The organism is Streptomyces sp. NPDC048825 (assembly GCF_043198355.1).
Classification (GTDB): domain Bacteria; phylum Actinomycetota; class Actinomycetes; order Streptomycetales; family Streptomycetaceae; genus Streptomyces; species Streptomyces xiangluensis.
Map to the genome: position 1 here is coordinate 97933 of NZ_JBICUR010000006.1, position 22417 is coordinate 120349.

The window sequence follows — 22417 nt, forward strand, 5'->3', positions numbered from 1 at the left end:
CTCACGGCTCGGTGGGACGTGCCACACGTCCCACCGAGCCGCCGTCGTGGGTCAGGGCAGCACAACGATCTTGCGTCCCTGGCCGGCTGCGAACCGGTCCAGTGCCTGCGGGTACTCCGTCAGCGGCAGGCGGTGGCTGATGAAGACCTGGGGATCGAGTACCCCGGTGGCGAACAGTTCCGCCGCGCGCTCGTAGCTGTGCAGGACGGCCATGGAACCGGTGATGGTGATCTCCTGGTTGTAGATGCGGTACGGCGAAATGGTGGCCGTGGTCGCGTAGTCGGAGACCCCGAACTGCAGAAAGGTGCCGGCCTTGGCGACCCGTTCCAGGCCGTCCTGGATGGCGGCGGCATTGCCGGTCGCGTCGACCACCACGTCCCAGCCACCCGGCCGCGCCAACTCCTCGGCCGACGACGCCGCCCGGGAACAGCCCAGCATCTCGGCCGTCGCCAGCCGCTCCGGGTTGACGTCGACGACTTCCACCGAGGCGGCACCGGTGCGCTTGGCCAGCTCCAGCATCATCAGGCCCATCGTCCCGCTGCCGTAGATCAGCACATGGGAGCCGAGCCTGCTGTTGAGCACGTCGTAGCCACGCACGGCGCAGGACAGCGGCTCGATCAGCGCCGCGTCCTGGACGTCCACGTGGTCCGGCAGTCGTACGCAGTTGGGGACGGGCGCCACGGCGTACTCGGCGGCGCCGCCGGCCACGCTCACACCGATCGCCTGCCACCGGTCGCAGAGGTTGTTGCGTCCCGCCCGGCAGGAGCGGCACTCGTTGCAGTACAGCGAGGGGTCCACGGCGACCCGGTCGCCGATCGCGAGTTCGGTGACCTCGCTGCCGAGGCCCACGACCTCCCCGGCGAACTCGTGGCCCGGAACGACCGGCAGGGTCGGTGCAAACTCGCCCTGCAGGATGTGCAGATCGGTCCCGCACAGCCCGCAGGCCGCCACATCGACCACGACCTCGCGCGGCCCGGGAGTGGGGTCGGGCACCGTGGTGACGGTGACCTTGCCGGGGGCTTCGATGACAACGGCTTTCACTTGACTGCTCCCAGGGACAGGCCGCGGACGAGTTTGTCCTGGGCGGCGAAGCCGGCGATGAGGACGGGCAGGGAGACCAGGGTGGCCGCGGCGCACAGGCGGGCCAGGAACAGGCCTTCGTTGGTGATGAAGCCGACCAGGAACACGGGGGCGGTGGAGGCTTGGGTGGCGGTGAGGTTCACGGCGAACATGAACTCGTTCCAGCTGAAGATGAAGCAGATCAGCGAGGTGGCGGCCAGTCCGGGCATGGCGACCGGTGCGACGATGCGCCACAGGACGGTGAGCAGGCCGGCGCCGTCGACCTCGGCGGCCTCCAGGATTTCCTTGGGGACTTCGGCGAGGAAGGAACGCATCATCCAGATCGCGATCGGCAGGTTCATCGCGGTGTACAGGACGATCAGTGTCCAGACGTTGTCCAGCATTCCGACCTCTTTGACGATCATGTAGATGGGCAGCAGGGCCGCGATCGCGGGGAGGAACTTGGTGGACAGGAAGAAGAACATCACGTCGGTCCACTTGGCGACCGGCTTGATGGACAGTGCGTAGGCGGTGGGCACCGCCAGGGCGAGCACCAGCAGGGTGGAAATCACGCTGGCCATGGCCGAGTTGAGGAGGAAGGGGGCGATGTCCCGGCTGAACAGCAGCTGGTACTGGTCGGTGGTGAGCGCGGCCAGCGGGGTGGGCGGGTTGGTGGCGGCGTCGGCCTCCTGGTGGAAGGAGGTGAGCACCATCCAGGCCACCGGGGCGAAGAACGCCAGGGTGGTGAGCCAGGCGATGAACGTCCACAGCGGCGACAGTCTGGGCGCACCGCCGTGCTCGCCCTGCCGGTCGCGGCGGCGGATCAGTTTCCTGATCCCTGCTCCGGGTGCGGGGAGGGCTGCGTGGGTCATCGGGCTATCTCCTCGCGGAACAGGGATGCGATGGTGCGCAGCGCGAAGGTCGCGATCACGATCGAGCCGAGGACGACGACGACTCCGGCGGCGGCCGCCTCGCCGTACTCGTACTTGCGGAACATGGTCAGGTAGATCTCGTAGGGCAGGTTGGTGGTCTGCTTGCCGGGGCCGCCCTGGGTGATGCTGTAGACCGCGTCGAAGGTCTGCACTACGTAGATGGTGCCGAGCAGGATGCCCAGCTCCAGGTACTGCCGCAGATGCGGCAGCGTGATGTGGCGGAAGGTCTGCAGCGCCGAGGCGCCGTCCACGCGGGCGGCTTCCAGGACGTCACCGGGCTGCGCCTGCAGGCCGGCCAGCAGGATCAGCATCATGAACGGGGTCCACTGCCAGACCAGGGAGATCACCACGGCCGGCATCGGGTAGGACGAAATCCAGTCGATGGTGGGGCCGTTGTCGGCGCCGAAGAGGCGGTAGACGGCGTTGAGGGTGCCGTTGAGCAGGCCGTAGTCGGGGTTGTAGAGGGCGTGCTTCCACAGCAGGGAGGCGGCGACCGGCATGACCAGGAACGGGGCGATGAGCAGGGTGCGGGCCAGGCCGCGGCCGACGAACCTGCGGTCCAGCAGCAGCGCCAGGCCCAGGCCGAACAGCACGCTGATGAGGACCACCGATGCGGTGAGTACGACGGTGTTGAGCACCGCTGTGCGCAGCCGCTCGTCGGAGAAGACGAACGTGAAGTTGGACAGGCCCACAAAGCGCCTCTCGCCCGGCCTGAGGATGTTCCACTGGAAGGTGGAGATGACGAGGGTGGCCACGAAGGGCAGTTGCGTGACGGCGATGGTGAAGATCAGCGCGGGCAGCAGCGGGATGCGCCGCCGCCACTTGCTGACGCCGGTGGGTTTGCGGGTACGCACGGGTGGCGGTGTGGTCTTGGGTGCAGCGGTGAGCGTGGTCATGGACTGTCCTTGGCCGGTGACGGCCGGGTAGGGGAGACGGTGCCGTGCCCGGCCGGCCCCATGGCCGGCCGGGCGTCCAAGGGTCACTTCTGCTTCCTGGCGACTTCCTCGGCGAGCTTCTGGCCCTCGCTCAGCGCCTTGTCCACGCTGGTCTTTCCGGCGATGGCCGCGGAGATCTCCTGGGTCACCTTGGTGCCCAGGTCCTGGAACTCGGGGACGGCCACGAACTGGATCCCCACCGTGGGCCTGGCCTGCACACCCGGGTCGGACGGGTTGGCCTGCTGGATGGACTGCAAGGTGACGTCACCGAACGCCGCGGACGCCTTGGCGTACTGGGGGTTCGCATACGTGCTGGCCCGCTTGCCGGCCGGCACCCGCGACCAGCCCAGCTCCTCGCCGACCAGCTCCTCGTACTCCTTGCTGGAGGCCCACAGCATGAACTTCGAGGCCGCGTCCGCCTTCTTGGTGGTCTTGGGCATCGCCCACGCCCAGGCCCACAGCCAGCCACTGTTGGCGGTCTCCACCGTCGGGGCGTAGGCGTAGCCGACCTTGCCGGCCACCTTGCTGGACTTGGGGTCCTCCAACGACCCGGCCGCACTGGTCGCGTCGTACCACATGGCGACCTTGCCCTGGCTCATCGCGTTCAGGCACTCGGTGAACCCGGCCTGCGACGCGCCCGCCTCCCCGTGCTTGCGCACCAGGTCGACGTAGAACTTCGTCGCCTCCTTGAACTTCGGACTGTTGACCTGCGCCTGCCAGTCCTCGGTGAACCAGGTACCGCCGAAGGTGTTCACCATGGTGGTCAGCGGCGCCCCCAGCTCCCCCCAGCCGGCCAGACCACGCAGGCAGATGCCCTTCATCCCCGGCCGGGCGCCGTCCACCTTCGCGGCGATGTCGGCGACCTGCTGCCAGGTCGGCTTTTCGGGCATGCTGATGCCCTTCTGCGCCATGACCTCCTTGTTGTACATCAGGAAGGACGACTCGCCGTAGAACGGCAGCGCATACAGCTTGCCGTCCTCACCGGACAGCGACTTGACCATCGGCTTGAGCAGATCGTCCTTGTCGAAACTCTTGTCCTTGTCCGCGTAGGAGCCCAGGTCCTGCAGCCAGCCGTTCTCCTCCCAGATCGGCACCTCGTACGCGCCGATGGTGGCCACGTCGTACTGGCCGGCCTGGGTGGCGATGTCCTGGGTGACTTTGTCCCGCAGCTCGTTCTCCGGAAGGATCGTGAAGTTCACCTTGATCCCGGTGTCCTTCGTGAACGTGCTCTTCGTCAGCTTCGCGATGTCCTCCATCTGCGGATTGCCGACCATCAGCACATTGATGCTCTCGCCGTCACCGGAGCTCGAGGAGCCGCCCGCCCCGCTACAGGCGACCAGCAGTGAGCCTGCGGCCGTGGCCGTGGCGATGACATGGATCATTCTTCGTGTGCGCATGACTGACTCCAGGAGTGTTCGAGGGCATGGGGAACCAGGACCCCGGCCTTACGGGGTGTAATGGGGAGATGAACTGCGGCTCAGGCCTGGATGACCTGGGGACCCAGCAGTGCGTAGCGGTGGGCCTCGGAACTGTGCAGCCCGGTGTCGGTGACGATGGCTTCAAAATCCGTCACGTCAGCGAATCGGCAGAAGCTCATGGCGCCGAACTTCGCATGGACACCGGAGAAGACCCGGCGTTTGGCGACCCGCATCACCTGGGCCTTCACCTCGCTGACCGCAGGATCTGGGGTGGTGAGTCCGTATTCGCGGGAGATGCCGTTCGCGCCGACGTACGCCAGGTCGATGGTGAAGCCGGAGAGCATACGGGTCGCCCAGTGGTCGACCGTGGCCAGCGTCCCGCCACGCACCCTGCCGCCGAGCAGCAGCACGGTGATGTTCTGGGCGGAGGCCAGGTCCGATGCGGTGGCCAGCGAGGAGGTGACCACGGTCAGTGGACGCTCGCGGGGGAGGGCGGCGGCGATGAGCTGCGGGGTGTAGCCCTCGTCGATGTAGACGGTCTCGGCGTCCCCGAGCAGCGCGGCTGCGGCGGCCGCGATCCGGGACTTCTCGGGGACGTGCTCGGTCGTACGGAAGGCGAGCGTGGTCTCGAAGCCCGCGCTCTCCACGGGATGGGCACCGCCGTGCGTACGCCGGACCAGCCCTTGCCCCTCCAGCAGGTTCAGATCGCGCCTCACGGTCTCTTTGGAGACCCCGAGTTCGGCGGCGAGTTTGCCGACGTCCACGGATCCGGAACGGCGTGCCGTTTCCAGAATTCCGCGTCTTCGTTCCTCGGCGTCCACGGCGACACCTCCGTTTCACGGCTCTGGGCGCTGTACCCGCGCCGGCTGTTTCCCGGAGCCCGGCCCGATCGGGCTCCGGTGGCCCAATTTCTACAAGGGGATTGCCCCTACTGACCAGGTTCGTCGTAATGCAGTTCATGACCGAATGTGCCCGTATTTCGGAGTGAGGAGCCCCTGGATGATGCGGTGGAGGGTTCCGCGGGGCGGGAGGCTGCTGCCCGCTCGACGGCGGGTGTGTGCCCGTTTGCTGCCCGTTCTTCCGGACGGATCCGGACACGTGGCCGGGATCATGCGATGACATCCGGCCACCTGCGGGGTCGGCTGATGCGCGCGGCGCAGCGGGTGAACGGCGGGCGGCGCCAGCAGAGCACGGGAAATGATTGCGGCCCGCTGCGCGTCAGGGACGCAGCGGGCCGCGGTGGATGTGCAACCGGGTCGGCGGGCAGAGCAGCGCATCGGCGGAACTGGGGTGTTGCAACGACTCCTGGAACTTGAGCTGGGCGGAGTCCGCCCCGAGGAGTGTCATGAATGGACAGGGCCCCGCCTCTGTGCCCGTCGTCGGCACAGAGGCGGGACTCCAGTGGTCCACGGGCCTGTCAGACCTGGTCGAGGATCATGTCCATCTGGTCGATGAACGCCTGGTCGGGTTCGGGCTGGGGGTCACCGCCGTTCTGGCGGGCGTACGCGGACCTCGCGGTGCGCTCTGCCTGGACGTTGACTCGGTTGCGGTCGCCGCCGGCCTGCTCGACGGCCTGCTCCACGGCGGTCCGGCCGAGGGTCATCATCTGGACCAGGGCGTGGTTGGCCTGCTGCCGCACCGCGGCCTGCTGGGCGGCATCGGCGTTGGCCCGCTGGCGGTCGAAGAGCTCCGTGGCCAGGATCATCAGGTTGACGCCCCACACGATGCCCACCATGATCCCGGCGGCGGGGAGTCCGGCGACGCCGACAGCCGACAGGGTGAGGGCGGCGATTGTCGCGATGCCGCCCAGGAACACGGTTCGGGCCACCGTGGTGCCGATCGGGGAGGCAAGGCAGCGGTCGCGGCACTCCGCCCCGAGGTTGCTCTTGCTGTTCTCGAACAGCGCGACGGTCATGTCCTTGAGCCTGTTTTCTTCGGGAACGTTCCCGAAGTCCGCGCCGGCGATCTCGTCGCGGAACCGCTTGGCCTCCGCCTTCATCTTCGGGATGTCCTTCTCCAGGTTCCAGCCGGTGACCTCCTGGGACACCTTGTTGGCTTCGGCGAACGCCGCTTCGACGTCGGCCCTTTCCGCTGTGCCGGTCTCCTGCTTGAGGGCGGTGAGGTCCATCTGGACCTCGAAGTCGTTGAGTTGGTCGAAGAAGGCGACGCTCGTGCCGTCTGCGTTCACGACGTACTCCAGGTCCTCTCCGGCGGCCTTCGCGGAGTCGGGCCTGACCAGCACGTAGGCGAGGACCGCCAACGCGGTGATGCCGATGGTGACCAGCAGGAGGGTGCGATTGCGTCGCCGGCGGTGCGATGGGGCCCGCTGGGCAGGCGAGACTGCGTAAGTGCTCATTCGGCTTCCTTTTCGGGGCACCGGGTGGTGCCGCGGAGTTGGGGGGAAGGACGCTGACGGCTTGCGTATGTCTGGCCCGAGCAGAGTTCGACCATGAGTGTGCGGCTCCCCGGGCATGAGGTGGCGAATGGGATCCGCCTCACGGACCCGCGACATGGTCAGCCGCGTCGGAACGTGCCACCTACAGGGGTCCTTGGATTTCAGGGGCGGGATCTGGCTGTGGCCAGCCGAATGCCCCCTCGTATGGGGCCGTTGGACCCGAGGTGTGCCTTCTGGGGAGAAGTCTCATCGACCGGGAGCGTTCGCCGACAGAGTCAAATATCCCGGGTCGGTCGCCTTTCCGGCGGAGCACTGTCCTCAGGGAGCGGCGAGGACGGCCGCGTACTCGTGGAAGCCGCGCCCCGACTCCCCGTCGGACAACTCCGCGAGGTCGGCGGTGACCCGCACGCGGTCGAGGGCGGCATCGCGTTCCGCGCCGGTGAGCTTGCCGCGCCGTACGCCGCGGTCCAGCGAGGCGGTGATGCGGACCAGGCCGGCCTTGGCCGCGTCCTCGCCCACCTCGTGGACCACGACGCCGAAACCGGCCCGGGCACAGACCTCCGCGATGCCCGCGCCCATCAGGCCGCAGCCGACGACACCCACCGCGCGGATCGGGGGCGTTGTGCTTATCGGAAGGCTGCCTGCCCCGTCAGTGCCTGGCCGATCATCAGGGTGTGCATCTCCACGGTGCCCTCGTAGGTCAGGATCGACTCGAGGTTGTTGGCGTGCCGGATGACCGGGTATTCCAGGGAGATGCCGTTCGCGCCCAGGACCGTGCGGGCCGTACGGCAGATCTCCAGCGCTGCGCGGGTGTTGTTGAGCTTGCCGAAGCTGACCTGCTCGGGCCTGAGCCCCCGGTCGTCCTTGGTGCGGCCGAGGTGGAAGGCGAGCAGTGTGCCCTTGGCCAGTTCGAGGGCCATGTCGGTCAGCTTGGCCTGGGTCAGCTGGAAGGAGCTGATCGGGCGGCCGAACTGGACCCGGTCGCCCGCGTAGGCCAGCGCCGTCCGGAAGGCCGAGCGCGCGGCGCCCATCGCGCCCCAGGCGATGCCGTACCTCGCCTCGTTGAGGCAGGACAGCGGGCCCTTGAGTCCCCGCACCTCCGGCAGGACGGCCGCACCGGGAAGTCGTACGGAGTCGAGGACGAGCTCGCTGGTCACCGACGCCCGCAGCGACATCTTGTGCTTGATCGCGGGAGCCGAGAAGCCGGGGGTGTCGGTGGGCACCACAAAGCCGCGGACCCCGTCCTCGGTACGGGCCCAGACCACCGCCACGTCGGCGACCGAGCCGTTGGTGATCCACATCTTGCGACCGTCCAGGACCCAGTCGTCACCGTCGCGGCGGGCGGCGGTCCGCATGCTGCCCGGGTCGGATCCGGAGTCGGGCTCGGTGAGTCCGAAGCAGCCGATGGCGGTGCCCGCCGCGAGGCGGGGCAGCCACTCCTCCTTCTGCTCCTCGGACCCGAACGCGTGGATCGCGTACATGGCCAGCGAGCCCTGGACGGAGACCAGGGAGCGCAACCCCGAGTCGGTCGCCTCCAGTTCGAGACAGGCAAGGCCGTAGTCGACGGCGCTCATGCCCGCGCATCCGTAGCCCTCCAAGTGCATGCCCAGCAGGCCGAGTTCGCCGAGTTCCTTGGTGAGCCCGCGGATGTCCTCGACCGACCCCCGCTCGAACCACTCGGCGATGTGCGGTTCGACGCGCCGGTCGCAGAAGGTGCGGACGGCGTCGCGTACGGCCCGCTCGTCCGGGGTCAGCAGGCTGTCGAGTTCCACGAGGTCGAGGGGGTCGGCGGGGCGCGCGGCGTGCTGAGCGTGCATCAGAGTCTCCAGAGTCGGAAGGGGAGGGGAAGGGGCCGCCGGCTAGGGGAGTGGCCGGCGGCCCCGGTTCCACAGTGGCCGTCGGGTTGCTTACGACGTGGCCGTCGGGCTGATGATGAAGTTGCTGAAGCCGCCGTTGCGTTGAGCGATCCCACTGATGGCCTCGTTGACCTGCTCCAGCGGGTACACGTGGTGCTCCAGGGGACTGAGGTCGATCACGCCGGCCTCCACCAGGTCGGCCATCGCCTGGCCCTCTCCGGAGGTGAACCAGGCGGATCCGATCAGCCGCAGCTGCTGGTCCATCATCCGGTGGATGTCGACGGGCAGGTCACCGACCATGGCGCCGATGTTCACCGCGATGCCGCCGCGCGCCATCGCCCGCATCCCGGCCAGGAACGTCTCGTGCGGCGCACCCGGGCCGAGCGCGTCGATGTAGATGTCGGCGCCATAGCCGTCGGTCTCCTCACGTATCCACTCGTCGAGCGGACCGTCGTTCAGGGAGTGCAGGTGCAGGCGGCCGTTCGCCAACTTGCCGACCTGGTCGAGCAGTTGCCGGTCGCGTCCGGTGCCGTAGACGTGCGTCAGGCCGAAGGCGGGGGCGAGCAGGGCCGCCCCGATGCCCAGAGTGCCGCTGATGCCGTTGATCAGGACCGTCTTGCCCGGCCCGGCGCCGGCCTTGCGGAGGGCGGAGTACACGGTGCCGAGGTAGCCGAAGCGGGCGGCGGCCTCGAAGGACAGGTTGTCCGGCAGCTTCACCAGCGCGTACGCCGGCGCCACCATGTGCTCGGCAAGGCCGCCCTGGTACCGGTCCAGCAGGTCGATCGCGGTCGACGAAAAGCCGAAATATCCGGCGAAGGCGTAACTGGCGCAGTTGATCGAGTCGTTGTTGCGGCACGAGCGGCAAGCCCCGCAGCTCCGGCCCGGGTTGACGTACACCCGGTCGCCGACCTCCCATCCCTGGACACCCTCGCCGACCGCCTCGACCACGCCCGCCGGGTCAAGGCCGAAGATCGCCGGAAGGGTCGGCAGGGGGCTGTGCGGGAACCAAGTGGTCCACATGTTCAGGATGTTGGCGAGGTTCGGAACGATGTTGACGGCGTGCACGGCCACGCGGACGTCGCCGGGGCCCGGCTCGGGAACGGGGAGGTCCTCGATCTTCATGGGCTCGCCGACGTGGTGCATCCGGGCGGCTCGCATGGTCGCACTCATGGCGTCTCCTCGGGTATGGGTGGGGGAGACGGCGCCAACTGTGGTGTCGTCTCGGGCGAGTTGTCGGAGTTGTGGGAGTTGTGGGGAGTGGGTCAGTCGTCGAGCAGTGTCGTCAGCCGCTGCCGCTGGAGCTTCCCGGTCGCTCCTCGCGGCAGCGCCGGTACGACGCGCAGTCGCCGCGGCCACTTGTGCCGGGCCAGCCGGCCGTCGAGGTGGGCGCGTATGTCGTCCAGGGACGGTTCACCGCCGTCGGCGACCAGGAAGGCGGTCACGATCTCGCCCCAGACCGGATCCGGCGTCCCGGACACCGCGACCTCGACGACGCCCGGCAGGTCGATCAGCGCGTTCTCGACCTCGGCGGGGTCGACGTTCTCGCCGCCGGTGATGATGGTGTCCTTGACCCGGCCGACGACTTCGATCCGGCCCTCGGTGTCGGTCCGGCCCCTGTCCCCGGTGTGGAACCAGCCGTCGGCGTCGGTGGCGGGCCGCGGCCCGGAGGCGGTCCAGTACGACGACGCGACCGACGGTCCGCGCACCCAGATCTCGCCGACCGCGCCGTCCGGGGCGGGCGATCCCGCCTCGTCCACGACCAGGAGCTCGACGTGCGGCACGGGACGTCCCGCCACGGTGGCCGGTTCCGCGTTCGCGTCGGGCGCGGAGTACGTCACGCCGGCGCTGGTCTCCGTAAGGCCGTAGGAGTCGGCCACTCCGACCCCGCGCTCGTTCAGCTGTGCCCTGATCGCCGTCTGGGCCGGTGCCCCGCCGGAGAGGATCCACCGCAAGGTGTCCAGGTCGCCACTTGTGAAGCGGGGATGACGGGCCAACAGGGCGGCCATGGCGGGTACGGCGAAGGCGCAGGTGACCCGGTGGTCGCGTACGAGGTCGATGAACAGGTCCGGGTCGAACCTCGGGGCCAGCACCACTGTCCCGCGACGCGCCCAGGTGTACTGAGGCAGCCCGCCCAGAACGGCGACGTGGGCCAGCGGCGTGGAGACGAGGGCGGTGTCGTCCTCGCCCACGGGGAGCCGCGACAGTCCGTTGACCATGCTCCAGTACAGGTTGGCGTGCGTCAGCGCTACGCCCTTGGGGCGGCCGGAGGTTCCGGACGTGAACGCGATGACCGCGACGTCGGAGCCGGCCGGCGGCTTCAGTCCTTCCGAGGCGGGCGCGGACGGCTCGTCGCCGGGGTGCAGGTCCTCCCACGTCAGGCGGAAGCTCGTACCACCGGCACCACCACCGCCCCGGCCGCCACCACCACCGCCACCGCCGTCGGCAGGGCGGGCGCTCAGGAACCGTTCGTCGCCGATGACCGTACGCGGCGCCGTGTCCTCGCAGACGACGGCCAACTCGCCGCCGGCCACCTGAGGATGGACGGGTACGAGGACGGCCCCCATCCTCGTCACCGCGAACAGCGTGATCAGGGCCTCGGGCCGCGCCGCCCCCTGCATCACGACGCGATCACCCTTGCGCACGCCGAACTTGTCGAGGCGGGCGACGGTGCGCCGGATGGCCAGGTCCAGCTCGGCATAGGTCCATGTCCGGTCCGTGAAGACCAGGGCGAGCCGGGAGCCGACCTCGGCCGCGCTCGCCACGAGATGGGCGCCGAACCAGGTGTCCGCGGATGTTCCGGTCATGCCCGCACCTCCGCGGCACGTCGGGCCCGGACGAGCGCGCCGAGCGTCGAACCCGCGAGGTCGGCCGCACAGACGGGCTGGCTGCGCTCCAGCACCCGGCGGGCGGCCAGGTGTTCCGCGGGCCAGTTCAACGTCTCGACGGCCACCAGCCGGTCGTCGCGGAACGCGTACGCGGCCAGCCGCTCCGGAGAATCGCCCAACGCCAGACGCACGTCATCGGTGTTCGCGCGCAGCCCGGCGATCTGCAGTTTGATGTCGCCCTGGTCGCTCCAGAACCACGGCAGGCTCTCGTACGGACTCGGGGACCCGGCGATACGCCGGCCGACCAGTGCCCCCTGGTCGGTGGCGTTCTGCACGGACTCCAGCCGGACCAGCCCGTCCGCGTGGGGATGGGGGTGCCGGGCGCAGTCGCCCACGGCGGAGATCCGGGGATCGGTGATCGAGCGCAGCTGTTCGTCCACGATCACGCCGTCCTCCACGGCGAGACCCGCGTCCCGCGCCAGTTCGTCCCTGGGGGCGGCTCCGATGCCGTAGACGACGAGGTCGGCAGGGAGCGCGCCGCGGTCGGTGACGACCTGTCGCACGTGGTCCGTGCCCTCGATCGACTGCACGGCCGTCCCGGTGAGGATCCGGACGCCGCCACGCTCGTGCCTCTCCCGCAGGCGCTCCTGCAACTGCGGCGAGACAGCCCGGCTCAGCAGCCGGTCGGCCAGCTCGACCACCGTCACCCGCGCCCCGTGTGCCCTGGCGACCTGGGCGAGTTCCAGCCCGATGAACCCTCCGCCCACGACGACCACGTCACGGGCCGTCGTCAGCGCCCGGCCGATGGCGAGGGCGTCGTCGAGCGAGCGCAGCGCGTGGACGCCGGTCAGCTCGGTGCCGGGGACGGGCAGCGGGCGGTTGCGCGCGCCGGTGGCCAGGACGAGGTGGTCGTACGAGACGCGGGTGCCCGTTCCCGTGACCACAGCGTAGGCGGCGGTGTCGATCGCGACCACGTCCTCGCCGAGCCGCAGCTCGATGTCCCGCTCCTTGTAGAAGGACTCCGGCACCAACTCGACACGGAGGGAGTCCGTGTGGGCCTTCTTGGACAACGGCGGCCGCTCGTACGGAAGGTGGCGCTCGTCGGCGAAAACGGTGACCGGACCCTCGTACCCCGCACCGCGCAGTGTCGAGGCGACGCTGAAGCCGGCTTGACCTCCGCCGACGACGACCACGCGCGCCGTCTTCGTGCCGCTCATACCTGCTCCTCCGGGACGTGTACGACCAGCCCGTCGAGCGCGTCGGAGATCTGGACCTGGCAGCTCAGCCGACTGGTGGGCCGGCGTTCGGCGGCGGTGAAGTCCAGCATCTCGTCCTCGACGTCGTTCGGCGGTCCCAGAAGGTCGCCGTGCCGGTCGTCGACGTAGACGTGGCAGGTGGCGCAGGAGGCGTTTCCGCCGCACTCCGCGACGATGCCGTCGACGCCGTTGGACACGGCCGCCCGCATGAGCACCGTCCCGGACTCGGCGGTGACCTTGCGTTGGGTGCCGTCGGGCAACTCGAAGATGACGATGGGCATGAAGTCCTCCCGATGGGGACGGCTCAGGGGGCTTGCCGGGCTCAGGCGGAGGCCTGCCAGGTGACGTTCAGCGAGGTGAGTCCCCGGAACACCCAGCCCTCCAGGCGGCCCGCGGCGGAGCGGCTGTTGGAAGCTGTCGCGCTTCCGGCGAGGCGGAGTCCCTTGAGGCGGCCGAAGACGAGGGGCCAGGCGAGCGCGCTGACCTCGTGGCGCGCGACCCACGCGCCCATGCAGAAGTGTGGACCGCCGCCGAAGGCGAGGTGCGGGTGGTGGGGACGGTCGACGTCGAACTCGTCGGCCCGCTCGAAGACCGACTCGTCCCGGTTCCCCGAGGCGATCACCAGCGCGACACGGCTCCCTGCGGGCAGGGTGACGCCGGCGATCTCGTAGTCCTGGGTGAGCTGGCGCGGATACATGCCGATCGGCGAGATCCAGCGGGCGGTCTCCTCGAAGACGCGCTTCCACATCGCCGGGTCCGCCCGCACCCGCTCCAGCACCTCGGGACGTTGCAGCAGCGCCCAGGCGCCCACGCCGAAGACGTCACGCGGCTCGTTGACGCCCCCGCCGATGATGACCTTGACGTTGTTCTGGATCTCGGCGAGGTCCACCGGCTCGGCCGCGTGGACCATGGAGGAGATCACCGAGCCGTCGGGCTCGCGGCGGACCGCCTCGGCGATCTCGGCCACCGCTTCCTCGATGGCCCGGGTTGCCTGCTCGGCGCGGAGCCAGATGTCGGGGTCGTTGGCGTAGTTGCTGTTGCCGTCCATCATCGCCCGTGACCAGGCGGCGATGTCGTCGGCGGTCGTGTTGTGCAGGCCGAGGACCAGGGCCAGGTTGGCGGCGACGAGCGGTTCCGCGAAGTCGCGGATCAGGTCGGCCTCGCCGCGTCCGGCGATCCGGTCGAGCAACTCATGCGCGGTGCGCTCGAAGGACCCGGCCCACAGGTCGCGGACCTGGCGGGGGCGAGTGGGCGGCTCGGCGGCGGAACGCAGCCGCCGGTGCTCAGGGTCGTCCTCGCGAAGCATGTTGGGGCCCACGGTGCGCAGGAGCAGCGAGCCCTCCTCGCGGGAGCTGAACACCTCGGGCAGCTTCTCCGCGTGGACGATGTCGTCGTACCGGGTCAGCAGGTGCCGTCCGACCGAGGGCACCCAGGCCAGCGGGGCGGAGCGGCGCAGCTCGGCGTAGGCGGGGTACGGGTCGTGGCGCAGCTCGGAGAGGTCGAGCTCGACGACCGGCGCACCGGGGGCCGCGGTGGTGACGGCGTTCATGAGGTGCCGTCCGCGCCGATCAGGACGAAGAACATCGTGGCGGGCTCCGTGCCGGTGACGCGCCAGGCGTGGCGGGTGCCGTTCTGCACGACTATGTCGCCGGGCCCCAGGACCGCCGTCTCGCCGCCGTCCAGGTCGAGGACGATCTCGCCGGACAGGACCACGCCGTAGTCGACGGTGGGTGTGGTGTGCATACCGGGGTTGTCGGGCTCGAAGAGCTCGGCGAGTCCGGGGGAGGTCGCCAGCTGCTCGGCCGCCGCGGCGGCGGGGTCGAAGCCGGGGGCGGCGTAGACACTGCTCGGCGGGAAGGTGACGGTCAGGGCGATCGTCTCGCCGGGAGCGGGCAGGAAGGACTGCAGCGATGCCGTCGGGTCGGCCGACGGGGTGGCGGGCGCCGTCGTGTTCCATACCAGGGACCTGGCGTGGCCCGGGGTGTGGACGAAACTGTGGGTGAGCGGCGGCTCGCCGTCGCTGACGATCACGGGCTTGCCGCTGGCGCTGACACCGGTGACGACACGACGGGCCATGGTTCTCTCCTTTGAGAAGCACTTCGGCGTTTGGGGTATGACAGTCAGAACCCTGACGATTTTTGTGAGGTCGCCGCCTACGGTGAGGCCGTCGCCGACGCTGTTCCGCGTCCGCGAGCGGTCACTATGTGGGGGTTCGGGTATGAGCGGTCAGGTTGGGCGCGGTCAGTCTGCGGCCGGGGTGTCCTGGTTGACCAGGGTTCGCAGCAGGTGAACCAGCTCACTGAGCTGGTCGTCGCGCAGGACGGCGGTCCATGCCCGCTCACGCAGGGTCTGGGCCTCGATGGCCTTCCGCAGCGTCTCGCGGCCCTCTTCCGTGAGTTCGACGATCAGCTGGCGGCGGTCGGTCTCGACCCGTCGGCGGGTGACGAGACCGCTCTTCTCCAGGGTCGCCAGCGCGCTGGAGATACTGGCGCGTGTGGAGCCGGAGACCCGGCCGATGTCCTGCTGGGCGAGGCCGTCGTAGGTCCACAGGGCGTTGAGGATCCTGAAGCCCGCCCAGGTCAGGCCCAGTGGCCGGTGTACGTGCCGTTCGAAGTCCTTGGTGAGCCGGGCTTCGAGGCGGGTGAGGTCGGTGACCATCTCGATCGCGTCGAGATCCCTGGGGTCGGTCGTCCCCAGCTCTCGGTGGTGATGGCGCAGCAGCTCCGCGAACTCGCGGGTCCGCTGCACATTCGTGGTGTCCGGTTCACGCGTGGTGTCCGTCACGATCTCCCACCCTTCCTCGTACGGCCGGACTTGTGTCAGCCGGCGACGATCGGATTGACCATAGTGCCCACGCCCGTGACCTCGGTCCGCAGGACCTTACCTTCGGTGAGGTACAGCCGAGGGGTGCGGCGGACACCGCAGCCGGCCGGGGTGCCGGTGAAGATGAGGTCGCCCGGCTCGAACGTCACCCGCTTCGACAGCCAGGCGATCAGCTCGGGCACGCTGAAGATGAGATCCGAGGTGCGGCCCCGCTGCACCTCGAGGTCGTCGACCCAGCCGGCCACCTCGATGTCGTCCGGGTCCTCGAACTCGTCGACGGTGACCAGGTACGGGCCGATCGGGCTGAAGGTGTCGTACGACTTCGGCAGCGTGAACTGGTTGATCGGCTTGCGCCACTGCTCCTTGCGGTCACTGATGTCCTGACCCGCGGTGACACCCGCCACGTAAGACCAGGCGTCGGCCTCGGGGATGTTCTTGCCGGTCTTCCCCATGACCACCACGAGCTCGGCTTCGTAGTCGACCTTGTCGTACTGAGGCTCCACCACGACGGAGTCGTACGGGCCGACCACCGACGAGGCGAACTTGGCGAACACCGACGGCTCGTCCGGGACCGGGAGGTTGGACTCCTCGGCGTGCGCACGGTAGTTGAGGGCTACCCCGATCGCCTTGTACGGCTTGGCGACGCGGCCCAGATCCTGCGGGTCGAACGGCCTCCAGTCGGCGTCCGCGGCACGCTCGGCGAGAGTGCGCAGCTCGTCGTGGAGTGAGAGGTCGGAGAGGACCTCGAGGCGCGGCTCGATCGCTCCCTTGCCGGCGTCCGCGAGATCGAGGGCGCGGTCCCCGCGCACGGCGACGGGGCGGCCGGCGAGGTTGGCGAGCTTCATGCGGGTACTTCCTTCTGGTCGGAGAGCTGGGGGAGGGGGAGCGCGAGGTCGCCCTCTGTCTGCACGCCGAGCGTGTTGATGACGGTGGCGATGGTCAGGTACTGGCCGACGGTGTAGAGGACGTCGATGATCTGCTCGACGCTCAGGTGCGCTTCGAGTCGGCCCCACAGTTCGTCGTCCACGGACTGGCGGTCGACGAGCGAGTCCGTTGCGGCGAGCAGGTCCTGGTCGAGTGCGTCGAGGACGTCCCATACGCCGGTCGCCGCGGCGAGGATCGACTCGTCGGCCAGGCCCGCCCGGCGGGCGATCCTGACGTGCTGATCCCACTCGTACGCCGCCTGCGCACGGGCCGCGATCCGCAGGATCATCAGCTCGCGGGACGCCGGCGGCAGGGTGTTCTTGCCCAGCACGTGGTTGCTGAAGACGAGGAAGCGGCGCAGTGCGTCCTCGTGGTGCGCCAGGGTTGCCCAGATCGTGTAGATCCGGCCGTTCTGATCGCGGTACGGCGCCAGTGCCGCCAGCGTTTTCTCCTGCAGGTCGGCCTCGTCGACCGGCCGTACGCGGGCTTTCTCGGGCACATCTCCCGGCATCGGAGTCCTCCTCGGCTCGATGACGTCAACGTATTCGTATGACCCTTGACCGTCAAGGGTCTGACAAATATCGTCGTCGTCATGACGATCCAGAGCCTTGGGTACGTGGGCATCGGCACGCCCGACCCGACAGCATGGGCGGAGTACGCCCGGACAGTGATAGGCCTCGCGGTCGAACCCGCCGACCCCGAGGGGCAGGTGCGCTATCGCCTGCGCATGGACCAGCACCCCTTCCGTATGTGGCTCACCGAGGCCCCGACGGGCGGCGTGACGGTCATCGGCTGGGAGGTCCGGGACGGGGCCGCGATCGACGAGATGACGGTGCGGCTCAAGGAGGCCGACGTCGACGTGGCCGTCGGCACGGACGAGGAGTGCCACGACCGCCAGGTGGCCCGGATGGTGCACTTCACCGGCCCGCTCGGCATCCGCACCGAGCTGTTCTGCGGCCGCCGCCTAGCCCCGAGCCAGTTCGTCTCACCGCTCGGCGTCGACTTCGTGACCGGTGAACAGGGCCTCGGGCACGTCGTGATGAAGACACCGCACGTGCAGGAGGCGGTCGACTTCTACTGCGACGTCCTGGGGTTCCGGCTCAGCGACACCGCCGACTACCCCTGGGGCACGTTCTACTTCCTCGGCTGCAACCCGCGGCATCACAGCGTCGCCTTCATCCGCTCGCACAAGAACGAGGGAACCCACCACATCCTGTGCGAGGTGACCACCGCGGAAGAAGTCGGCCGCGCCCTCGACCGCACGCGCGAGCACGACGTCGAACTCATGGCGACGCTCGGCAAACACGCCAACGACGGAATGTTCTCCTTCTACATGACCTCGCCCGCCGGATTCGGCATCGAGATCGGCGCGGGCGGCGTGCAGGTGGACGAGAGCACCTGGGTCAGCCGCGTGTACACCGCCGACATCTGGGGGCACCACCCCGTCGTGTGACGGACCATGTCGTACGTTCCCCCTGCAGCCCTCTCCGACGAAAGCAGCCGTATCCATGCTCCAGAGCCATCTTCAGGACACCTGGGTCACCCCCACGGCCACGGACGCGTCGGCGGCCGAGGTGCGCGACGCGATCACCGGTGACCTGGTCTGCCACGTCTCCTCCCAAGGCCTCGACCTCGCCGGAGCGTTGGACCATGCCCGCGGCGTCGGCGGCCCCGCGTTGCGCGCCCTCACCTTTCACCAGCGGGCCGACCTTCTGGACGCGCTCGCCTCAGCTGTCCGTGCCCGCCGCGAGGAGTTGTACGCGCTGTCGGCCCGCGCCGGAGCGACCCTGTTCGACGCCCGGTACGACGTCGACGGCGGCATCCGCGTCCTGCGCGACTACGCCACCCGCGCGCGCCGCGAACTGCCGGACGCGCCGTACCTGGTCGAGGGCCCCGCCGAACGCCTCGCACGCGGCGACGACTTCCTCGGCGTCCACCTCTGCACCCCCTCCCCGGGCCTGATGCTTCAGGTGAACGCCTTCAACTTCCCCGTCTGGGCCCCGCTGGAGAAGCTGGCCCAGGCGCTGCTGGCCGGTATGCCCAGCGTGGTGAAGCCGGCCACCCCCACCGCGTACCTCACCGAACACCTCGTCCGGATCGTCACCGAGGCCGGAGCCCTGCCGCCCGGCGCCCTGCAGATGATCGTGGGCTCGGTCCGGCCCGCACTCGACCTGCTCCTGGAGCAGGACGTGCTGTCCTTCACCGGCTCCGCCGCCACCGCCGAGACACTGCGCACGCAGCCGAACCTGGTCGCCCGCTCCATCCGGTTCAACGCGGAGGCCGACTCCGTCAACGCCATCGTCCTCGCCCCCGACGTACAGCCCGGATCACCCCTCTTCGAGGCCTTCGTCCGCGAGGCCGTGACCGAGATGACGGTCAAGGCCGGCCAGAAGTGCACGGCGATCCGCCGCGTGCTCGTCCCGCAGGAGCACGAACTCGCCGCGCTGGACGCGATCTCCGCCGAATTGGCCGGGGTGAGCATCGGCAACCCGGCCGCGGAGGGCGTCCGGATGGGCGCGGTCGTCAGCCTCGAGCAACGCGAGGACGTACGCCGGGCCGCGCGGGCGATCGCCGACTCCGGCCGCTTCGTCCACGGCGACCCGGACAAGGTGCGGGTGGTCGACGCCGACCCCGAGCGAGGGGCCTTCCTGGACACCATGCTCATCTCCGCCGACCCGGACGCCGCCGCACCCCACGAGGTCGAGCCGTTCGGACCGGCCGCCACGGTCATGGCGTACCGCGACACGACCCACGCGACGGACCTGGTGGCACGCGGCCGGGGCAGCCTCGCGGCCTCCGTCGTCAGCGACGATCTCGCCTGGACGCTTGCCTTCGTCCAGGACGCCGCTCCCTGGCACGGACGGCTGCACCTGATGGACTCGGCGAACATGGCGCAGACCACCGGGCACGGCTCACCGCTCCCCGCCCTGAGGCACGGTGGCCCCGGCCGGGCGGGCGGCGGCTCGGAGATGGCGGGCACGCGGGGCGTTCTGGACCTGATGCAGCGCACGGCACTCCAGGCCTCGCCCCGGCTGCTCGACGCCCTCCGGCCCGCCGACCCCGCGTGACCGTCACTCTGTAGGGTCCTCGCAGGCGAGAGCGAAGGCCCAGACAGTAAGCACTACGGCTTGATGGCTACCCCTGTCCACAGGCTGACCTCGGCATCCGTGGGCTCCGGCGCGGGCCCCTCGGAGCTGCCGTCCGCGGCCTCCGGGCGCCAGCGGTGACCGAGGGCGATGCCGGGGGAGAGGAGGTCGAGGCCGTCGAAGAAGCGTGAGACGTCGGCCTTGGAGCGGAACTGCACGGGGGTTCCGGCACCGGTGTAGATCTTCGTGACGTTCTCCCACGTGGTGGGGTCGAAGTCCGGGGTGCAGTGGGTCAGGGCGAGGGCGCTGCCCGAGGGGAGGGCACTCATGAGGCGGCCGACGATTCCGTACGGGTCCTGGGAGTCGGGGACGAAGTGCATGAGGGCGTTGAGGGACAGCGCGACCGGCTCGGTCAGGTCCAGGACTTCCGCCAACTCCGGGGCGTTCAGGAGCGTTTCGGGGTCGTTGACGTCCGCCTCGATATAGGTCGTACGGCCCTCAGGGGCGCTGTGCATCAGAGTCTCGGCGTACTTGAGGACGAGGGGATCATTGTCGGCGTACACGACCCTGGCCTGCGGGACGACGGCCTGGGCCACCTGGTGCAGATTGGGCTCGGTCGGAATGCCGGTGCCTATGTCGAGCCACTGCCGGATGCCGTGCTCCCGGGCGAGGACACGGGTGGCGCGGTGCATGAAGGCGCGGTTCTCCCTGGCGCACACGAAGATGCCGGGGTACGCCGCCGCAACCCTCTCGGCAGCCTCCTTGTCGACGTCGAAGTGGTCTTTGCCGCCGAGGTAGTAGTCGTACATGCGGGCCGAGTGCGGCCTGCTGGTGTCGATGTGCCGCGCGGTGTGGGGGGAGGTCATCTTGTCCCTTCAGAGGTGTGCTTCGGCATGCCGGCCAGGTGGCAGCAGGCAAGGTGGGGGTCCGAGGCCGGTCTGGTTCAGCTCTTGGTCAGGTGATCGGCCAGCCCGTTCTTGATCCCCGTGACGAACGCGCTGAACTCCTCGGGCGTGTAGATCAGCGCGGGACCGGCCGGATCCGTCGACTGCCGAAAGGCCACCCGGCCGTCGGCGAGCCGCTTCGTCTCCACGCACTGCCCGCCGCTGGTACCGCTCCACGGGCACTCCCAGCCCTGCTCACCGAGTTCCGTCGCGGGCATGCCGTTGTAGGTACCGGTGCTGCTCATGTGTACTCCTTGCGCATGCGGTTCAGGAGAGCCTTGCTCTCGGTGGTCGACGTCAGCAGGGACATCCGGTTGTGCGCCTCGAGGTGGGCGGCCACGTCGGAGCGCTGGTCGAGGTAGACGGCGCCGGAGAGGAGCTCGGTGTAGACGATGTCCGGCAGCTCCGGCTCTTCGAAACGGAAGTAGGTGAAGGGGGCGAACGCGCCGGTGTGCGCGCCTGCGCTGAACGGCACGATGTCGAGACTGACATGGTCCAGTTCGGCCGCCGCCAGCAGCTCGTCGATCTGCTCGCGCATCACTTCCGGCCCGCCGACGACCCGGTGCAGTACGGCCTCTTCCATCACCACCCACAGGGTCGGCGCCGACGGCTTCGTCAGCAGGCTCTGACGGCGCAGGCGCAGACCGACTCTTCGCTCGAGTTCCTCGTCGCTGTCGTTGGGGAAGCCGGCGCGCAGGACGGCCCTGGCGTACGCGTGTGTCTGCAGGACGCCCGTGACGTAGTGGGGCTCGTACGTACGCAGCGTCTTGGCGCCGCTCTCCAGGCTGACGTAGGCGGTGAACCAGCCGGGCAGCACATCGCGGTAGCGGTGCCACCAGCCCGGGCGGTTGGCCTGTTCGGCCAGCTCGATGAACTCGTCGATCTCCTGCCGGCCGACCCCGTACGTCTGCAACAGCAGCTCCACGTACAGGATCTTGAGGCTGACCTCGGCCTTCTCCAGCCGCCGGATCGTCAAGGGCTTCACACGCAGGGCCTTGGCCGCCTCGTCCAGCGACACCCCGGCGCCGAGCCGCAGGTCCTGCAGCCGCTTGCCGAGGATCATGCGGAGAACGGTGGGAGCGCCGGTGCCGGCGCCCGAACGGGCTTCGCTCACGGCCTTACCTCCTGAATGAGTGTCACCGGCGTAGCTGAATAGGTGTCACCTGCATGAGTCTGACAGCGACTTGGTGATGACGCCAGACGGATACCGGCTACCTGAAATTATCAGGCAGGAGGTTGCAGGTTGAACGGACCGGCAAGCATAGTGTCAGCATGACCGATCTCACCGACCGCGATGGCAGTCCCCGTCAAGTCCTGGACACAGTCCGGGACTTGGTGCGCATTGCGGCCGGATCGGGCACTAGCTGCCGCACCGACAGGTCTCCGCGCCGCCCCGGTGAGGCTCCCCCCTCAGCTCTTCGCACTACCCGTCCCCCGACGGAAGGCGACCACTGTGCCCTCCCTTACGTCCCCTCCCTCCCCCCAGCTCCTGGTCGGCACCACCCCGGCCAGAGTCCACTGGCTCGAACTCAAGGCATGCCCGGCCGGCGTCGGTGAAGCCCGTTGTGCGATGGGTGAGCAGCTGCGCACCTGGCGACTGCCCGAGCAGTTACGCCAGGACGCGCTCCTGATCCTGTCCGAGCTGGTCACCAACGCGATACGCCACACCCCCAGTACCCGGATCCTCTGCTGCGCCGGCCTCACCGCGGACGGGCTGCTCCACCTCGAAGTGCACGACGAGGACCTCACGGTGCGGAACCTGCCCCCACGCAACCCGAGCCCGGAGGATGAAGGCGGGCGCGGCCTGTTACTCGTGGAGCACTTCGCGCACGAGTGGGGCGCCGAGCGCTCCGCTCTCACCGGGGGGCACGCGGTGTGGGCGGCTTTCGCCTCGGATCGCGTGTGACGCCATACCCGGAATGAAGGTGGAGGACTGACCGGAACAGGAACCGTATCTTCGTGAA

Annotated in this window: 24 protein-coding genes; 3 read left to right on the plus strand and 21 right to left on the minus strand. The window is 69.3% G+C overall.

The features are described 5' to 3' along the window. Window positions 1–51 precede the first annotated feature (51 nt). From ACGFNK_RS16755 to ACGFNK_RS16840, 18 genes are all read right to left on the minus strand, one after another. A complete protein-coding gene (locus ACGFNK_RS16755; RefSeq protein ID WP_393416455.1) occupies window positions 52–1041 on the minus strand; it encodes a zinc-dependent alcohol dehydrogenase family protein in 990 nt (329 codons plus the stop codon). Then, window positions 1038–1931, minus strand: coding sequence for a carbohydrate ABC transporter permease (locus tag ACGFNK_RS16760; protein WP_393416457.1), 894 nt, complete (start codon window positions 1929–1931; stop codon window positions 1038–1040). Before ACGFNK_RS16760 ends, ACGFNK_RS16755 begins: the two co-directional genes overlap by 4 nt. Beyond that, entirely contained in the window at window positions 1928–2887 is a 960-nt protein-coding gene (locus tag ACGFNK_RS16765; RefSeq protein ID WP_393416459.1) for a carbohydrate ABC transporter permease, read from the minus strand. Before ACGFNK_RS16765 ends, ACGFNK_RS16760 begins: the two co-directional genes overlap by 4 nt. Before the next feature lie 83 nt (window positions 2888–2970). Next, the gene (locus ACGFNK_RS16770) at window positions 2971–4323 is read right to left on the minus strand and encodes an ABC transporter substrate-binding protein (protein WP_393416461.1); all 1353 of its coding nucleotides are present in this window, start codon (window positions 4321–4323) and stop codon (window positions 2971–2973) included. An 80-nt stretch (window positions 4324–4403) separates the two neighbouring features. Further along, the gene (locus tag ACGFNK_RS16775; protein ID WP_393416463.1) at window positions 4404–5165 is read right to left on the minus strand and encodes a DeoR/GlpR family DNA-binding transcription regulator; all 762 of its coding nucleotides are present in this window, start codon (window positions 5163–5165) and stop codon (window positions 4404–4406) included. Window positions 5166–5562: 397 nt separating this feature from the next. Then, window positions 5563–5691, minus strand: a complete 129-nt coding sequence (locus ACGFNK_RS16780; protein ID WP_393416465.1) for a hypothetical protein — start codon at window positions 5689–5691, stop codon at window positions 5563–5565. 70 nt (window positions 5692–5761) lie between these two features. After that, a complete protein-coding gene (locus tag ACGFNK_RS16785) occupies window positions 5762–6700 on the minus strand; it encodes a hypothetical protein (protein ID WP_393416467.1) in 939 nt (312 codons plus the stop codon). A gap of 357 nt (window positions 6701–7057) precedes the next feature. Further along, on the minus strand, window positions 7058–7342 hold the full coding sequence (locus ACGFNK_RS16790; protein ID WP_393416469.1) for a 3-hydroxyacyl-CoA dehydrogenase NAD-binding domain-containing protein: 285 nt from the start codon (window positions 7340–7342) through the stop codon (window positions 7058–7060). A gap of 23 nt (window positions 7343–7365) precedes the next feature. Then, window positions 7366–8556 carry an acyl-CoA dehydrogenase family protein gene (locus ACGFNK_RS16795; protein ID WP_393416471.1) on the minus strand — a complete coding sequence of 397 codons (1191 nt, stop codon included), beginning with the start codon at window positions 8554–8556 and terminating at the stop codon, window positions 7366–7368. 90 nt (window positions 8557–8646) lie between these two features. Continuing rightward, window positions 8647–9765: an alcohol dehydrogenase catalytic domain-containing protein gene (locus ACGFNK_RS16800; RefSeq protein WP_393416472.1), complete on the minus strand. Its 1119-nt coding sequence runs from the start codon at window positions 9763–9765 to the stop codon at window positions 8647–8649. A gap of 92 nt (window positions 9766–9857) precedes the next feature. Next, window positions 9858–11399, minus strand: a complete 1542-nt coding sequence (locus tag ACGFNK_RS16805; protein ID WP_393416474.1) for a class I adenylate-forming enzyme family protein — start codon at window positions 11397–11399, stop codon at window positions 9858–9860. Further along, window positions 11396–12637, minus strand: a complete 1242-nt coding sequence (locus tag ACGFNK_RS16810; RefSeq protein WP_393416476.1) for an NAD(P)/FAD-dependent oxidoreductase — start codon at window positions 12635–12637, stop codon at window positions 11396–11398. Before ACGFNK_RS16810 ends, ACGFNK_RS16805 begins: the two co-directional genes overlap by 4 nt. Then, window positions 12634–12957 carry a 2Fe-2S iron-sulfur cluster-binding protein gene (locus ACGFNK_RS16815; protein ID WP_393416478.1) on the minus strand — a complete coding sequence of 108 codons (324 nt, stop codon included), beginning with the start codon at window positions 12955–12957 and terminating at the stop codon, window positions 12634–12636. The genes ACGFNK_RS16810 and ACGFNK_RS16815 overlap by 4 nt, the downstream gene beginning before the upstream one ends. Window positions 12958–12998: 41 nt before the next feature. Then, window positions 12999–14225, minus strand: coding sequence for a cytochrome P450 (locus ACGFNK_RS16820; RefSeq protein ID WP_393416479.1), 1227 nt, complete (start codon window positions 14223–14225; stop codon window positions 12999–13001). Continuing rightward, window positions 14222–14752, minus strand: coding sequence for a cupin domain-containing protein (locus ACGFNK_RS16825; protein ID WP_393416481.1), 531 nt, complete (start codon window positions 14750–14752; stop codon window positions 14222–14224). The genes ACGFNK_RS16820 and ACGFNK_RS16825 overlap by 4 nt, the downstream gene beginning before the upstream one ends. Window positions 14753–14917: 165 nt before the next feature. After that, the gene (locus tag ACGFNK_RS16830) at window positions 14918–15460 is read right to left on the minus strand and encodes a MarR family winged helix-turn-helix transcriptional regulator (protein WP_393416483.1); all 543 of its coding nucleotides are present in this window, start codon (window positions 15458–15460) and stop codon (window positions 14918–14920) included. Window positions 15461–15495: 35 nt separating this feature from the next. Next, window positions 15496–16344, minus strand: a complete 849-nt coding sequence (locus ACGFNK_RS16835; protein WP_393416485.1) for a fumarylacetoacetate hydrolase family protein — start codon at window positions 16342–16344, stop codon at window positions 15496–15498. Further along, complete coding sequence (locus ACGFNK_RS16840; protein WP_393416487.1) at window positions 16341–16934, minus strand: carboxymuconolactone decarboxylase family protein; 594 nt, start codon at window positions 16932–16934, stop codon at window positions 16341–16343. Before ACGFNK_RS16840 ends, ACGFNK_RS16835 begins: the two co-directional genes overlap by 4 nt. A gap of 81 nt (window positions 16935–17015) precedes the next feature. On the opposite strand from ACGFNK_RS16840, the gene ACGFNK_RS16845 reads away from it, so the two are divergent. After that, window positions 17016–17876 carry a VOC family protein gene (locus ACGFNK_RS16845; RefSeq protein ID WP_393416489.1) on the plus strand — a complete coding sequence of 287 codons (861 nt, stop codon included), beginning with the start codon at window positions 17016–17018 and terminating at the stop codon, window positions 17874–17876. Window positions 17877–17931: 55 nt separating this feature from the next. Then, on the plus strand, window positions 17932–19491 hold the full coding sequence (gene paaZ, locus ACGFNK_RS16850; protein WP_393416491.1) for a phenylacetic acid degradation bifunctional protein PaaZ: 1560 nt from the start codon (window positions 17932–17934) through the stop codon (window positions 19489–19491). Between the two features lie 53 nt (window positions 19492–19544). On the opposite strand, the gene ACGFNK_RS16855 is transcribed toward paaZ, so the two are convergent. From ACGFNK_RS16855 to ACGFNK_RS16865, 3 genes are all read right to left on the minus strand, one after another. Further along, complete coding sequence (locus tag ACGFNK_RS16855) at window positions 19545–20375, minus strand: SAM-dependent methyltransferase (RefSeq protein WP_393416493.1); 831 nt, start codon at window positions 20373–20375, stop codon at window positions 19545–19547. A 77-nt stretch (window positions 20376–20452) separates the two neighbouring features. Next, window positions 20453–20698 carry a DUF397 domain-containing protein gene (locus ACGFNK_RS16860; RefSeq protein ID WP_388674159.1) on the minus strand — a complete coding sequence of 82 codons (246 nt, stop codon included), beginning with the start codon at window positions 20696–20698 and terminating at the stop codon, window positions 20453–20455. Further along, window positions 20695–21567, minus strand: a complete 873-nt coding sequence (locus tag ACGFNK_RS16865; protein WP_393416495.1) for a helix-turn-helix domain-containing protein — start codon at window positions 21565–21567, stop codon at window positions 20695–20697. Before ACGFNK_RS16865 ends, ACGFNK_RS16860 begins: the two co-directional genes overlap by 4 nt. A 180-nt stretch (window positions 21568–21747) precedes the next feature. Between ACGFNK_RS16865 and ACGFNK_RS16870 the strand changes: the two genes are divergently transcribed. Then, window positions 21748–22359, plus strand: coding sequence for an ATP-binding protein (locus ACGFNK_RS16870; protein WP_393416497.1), 612 nt, complete (start codon window positions 21748–21750; stop codon window positions 22357–22359). The last annotated feature ends 58 nt before the right edge of the window (window positions 22360–22417 follow it).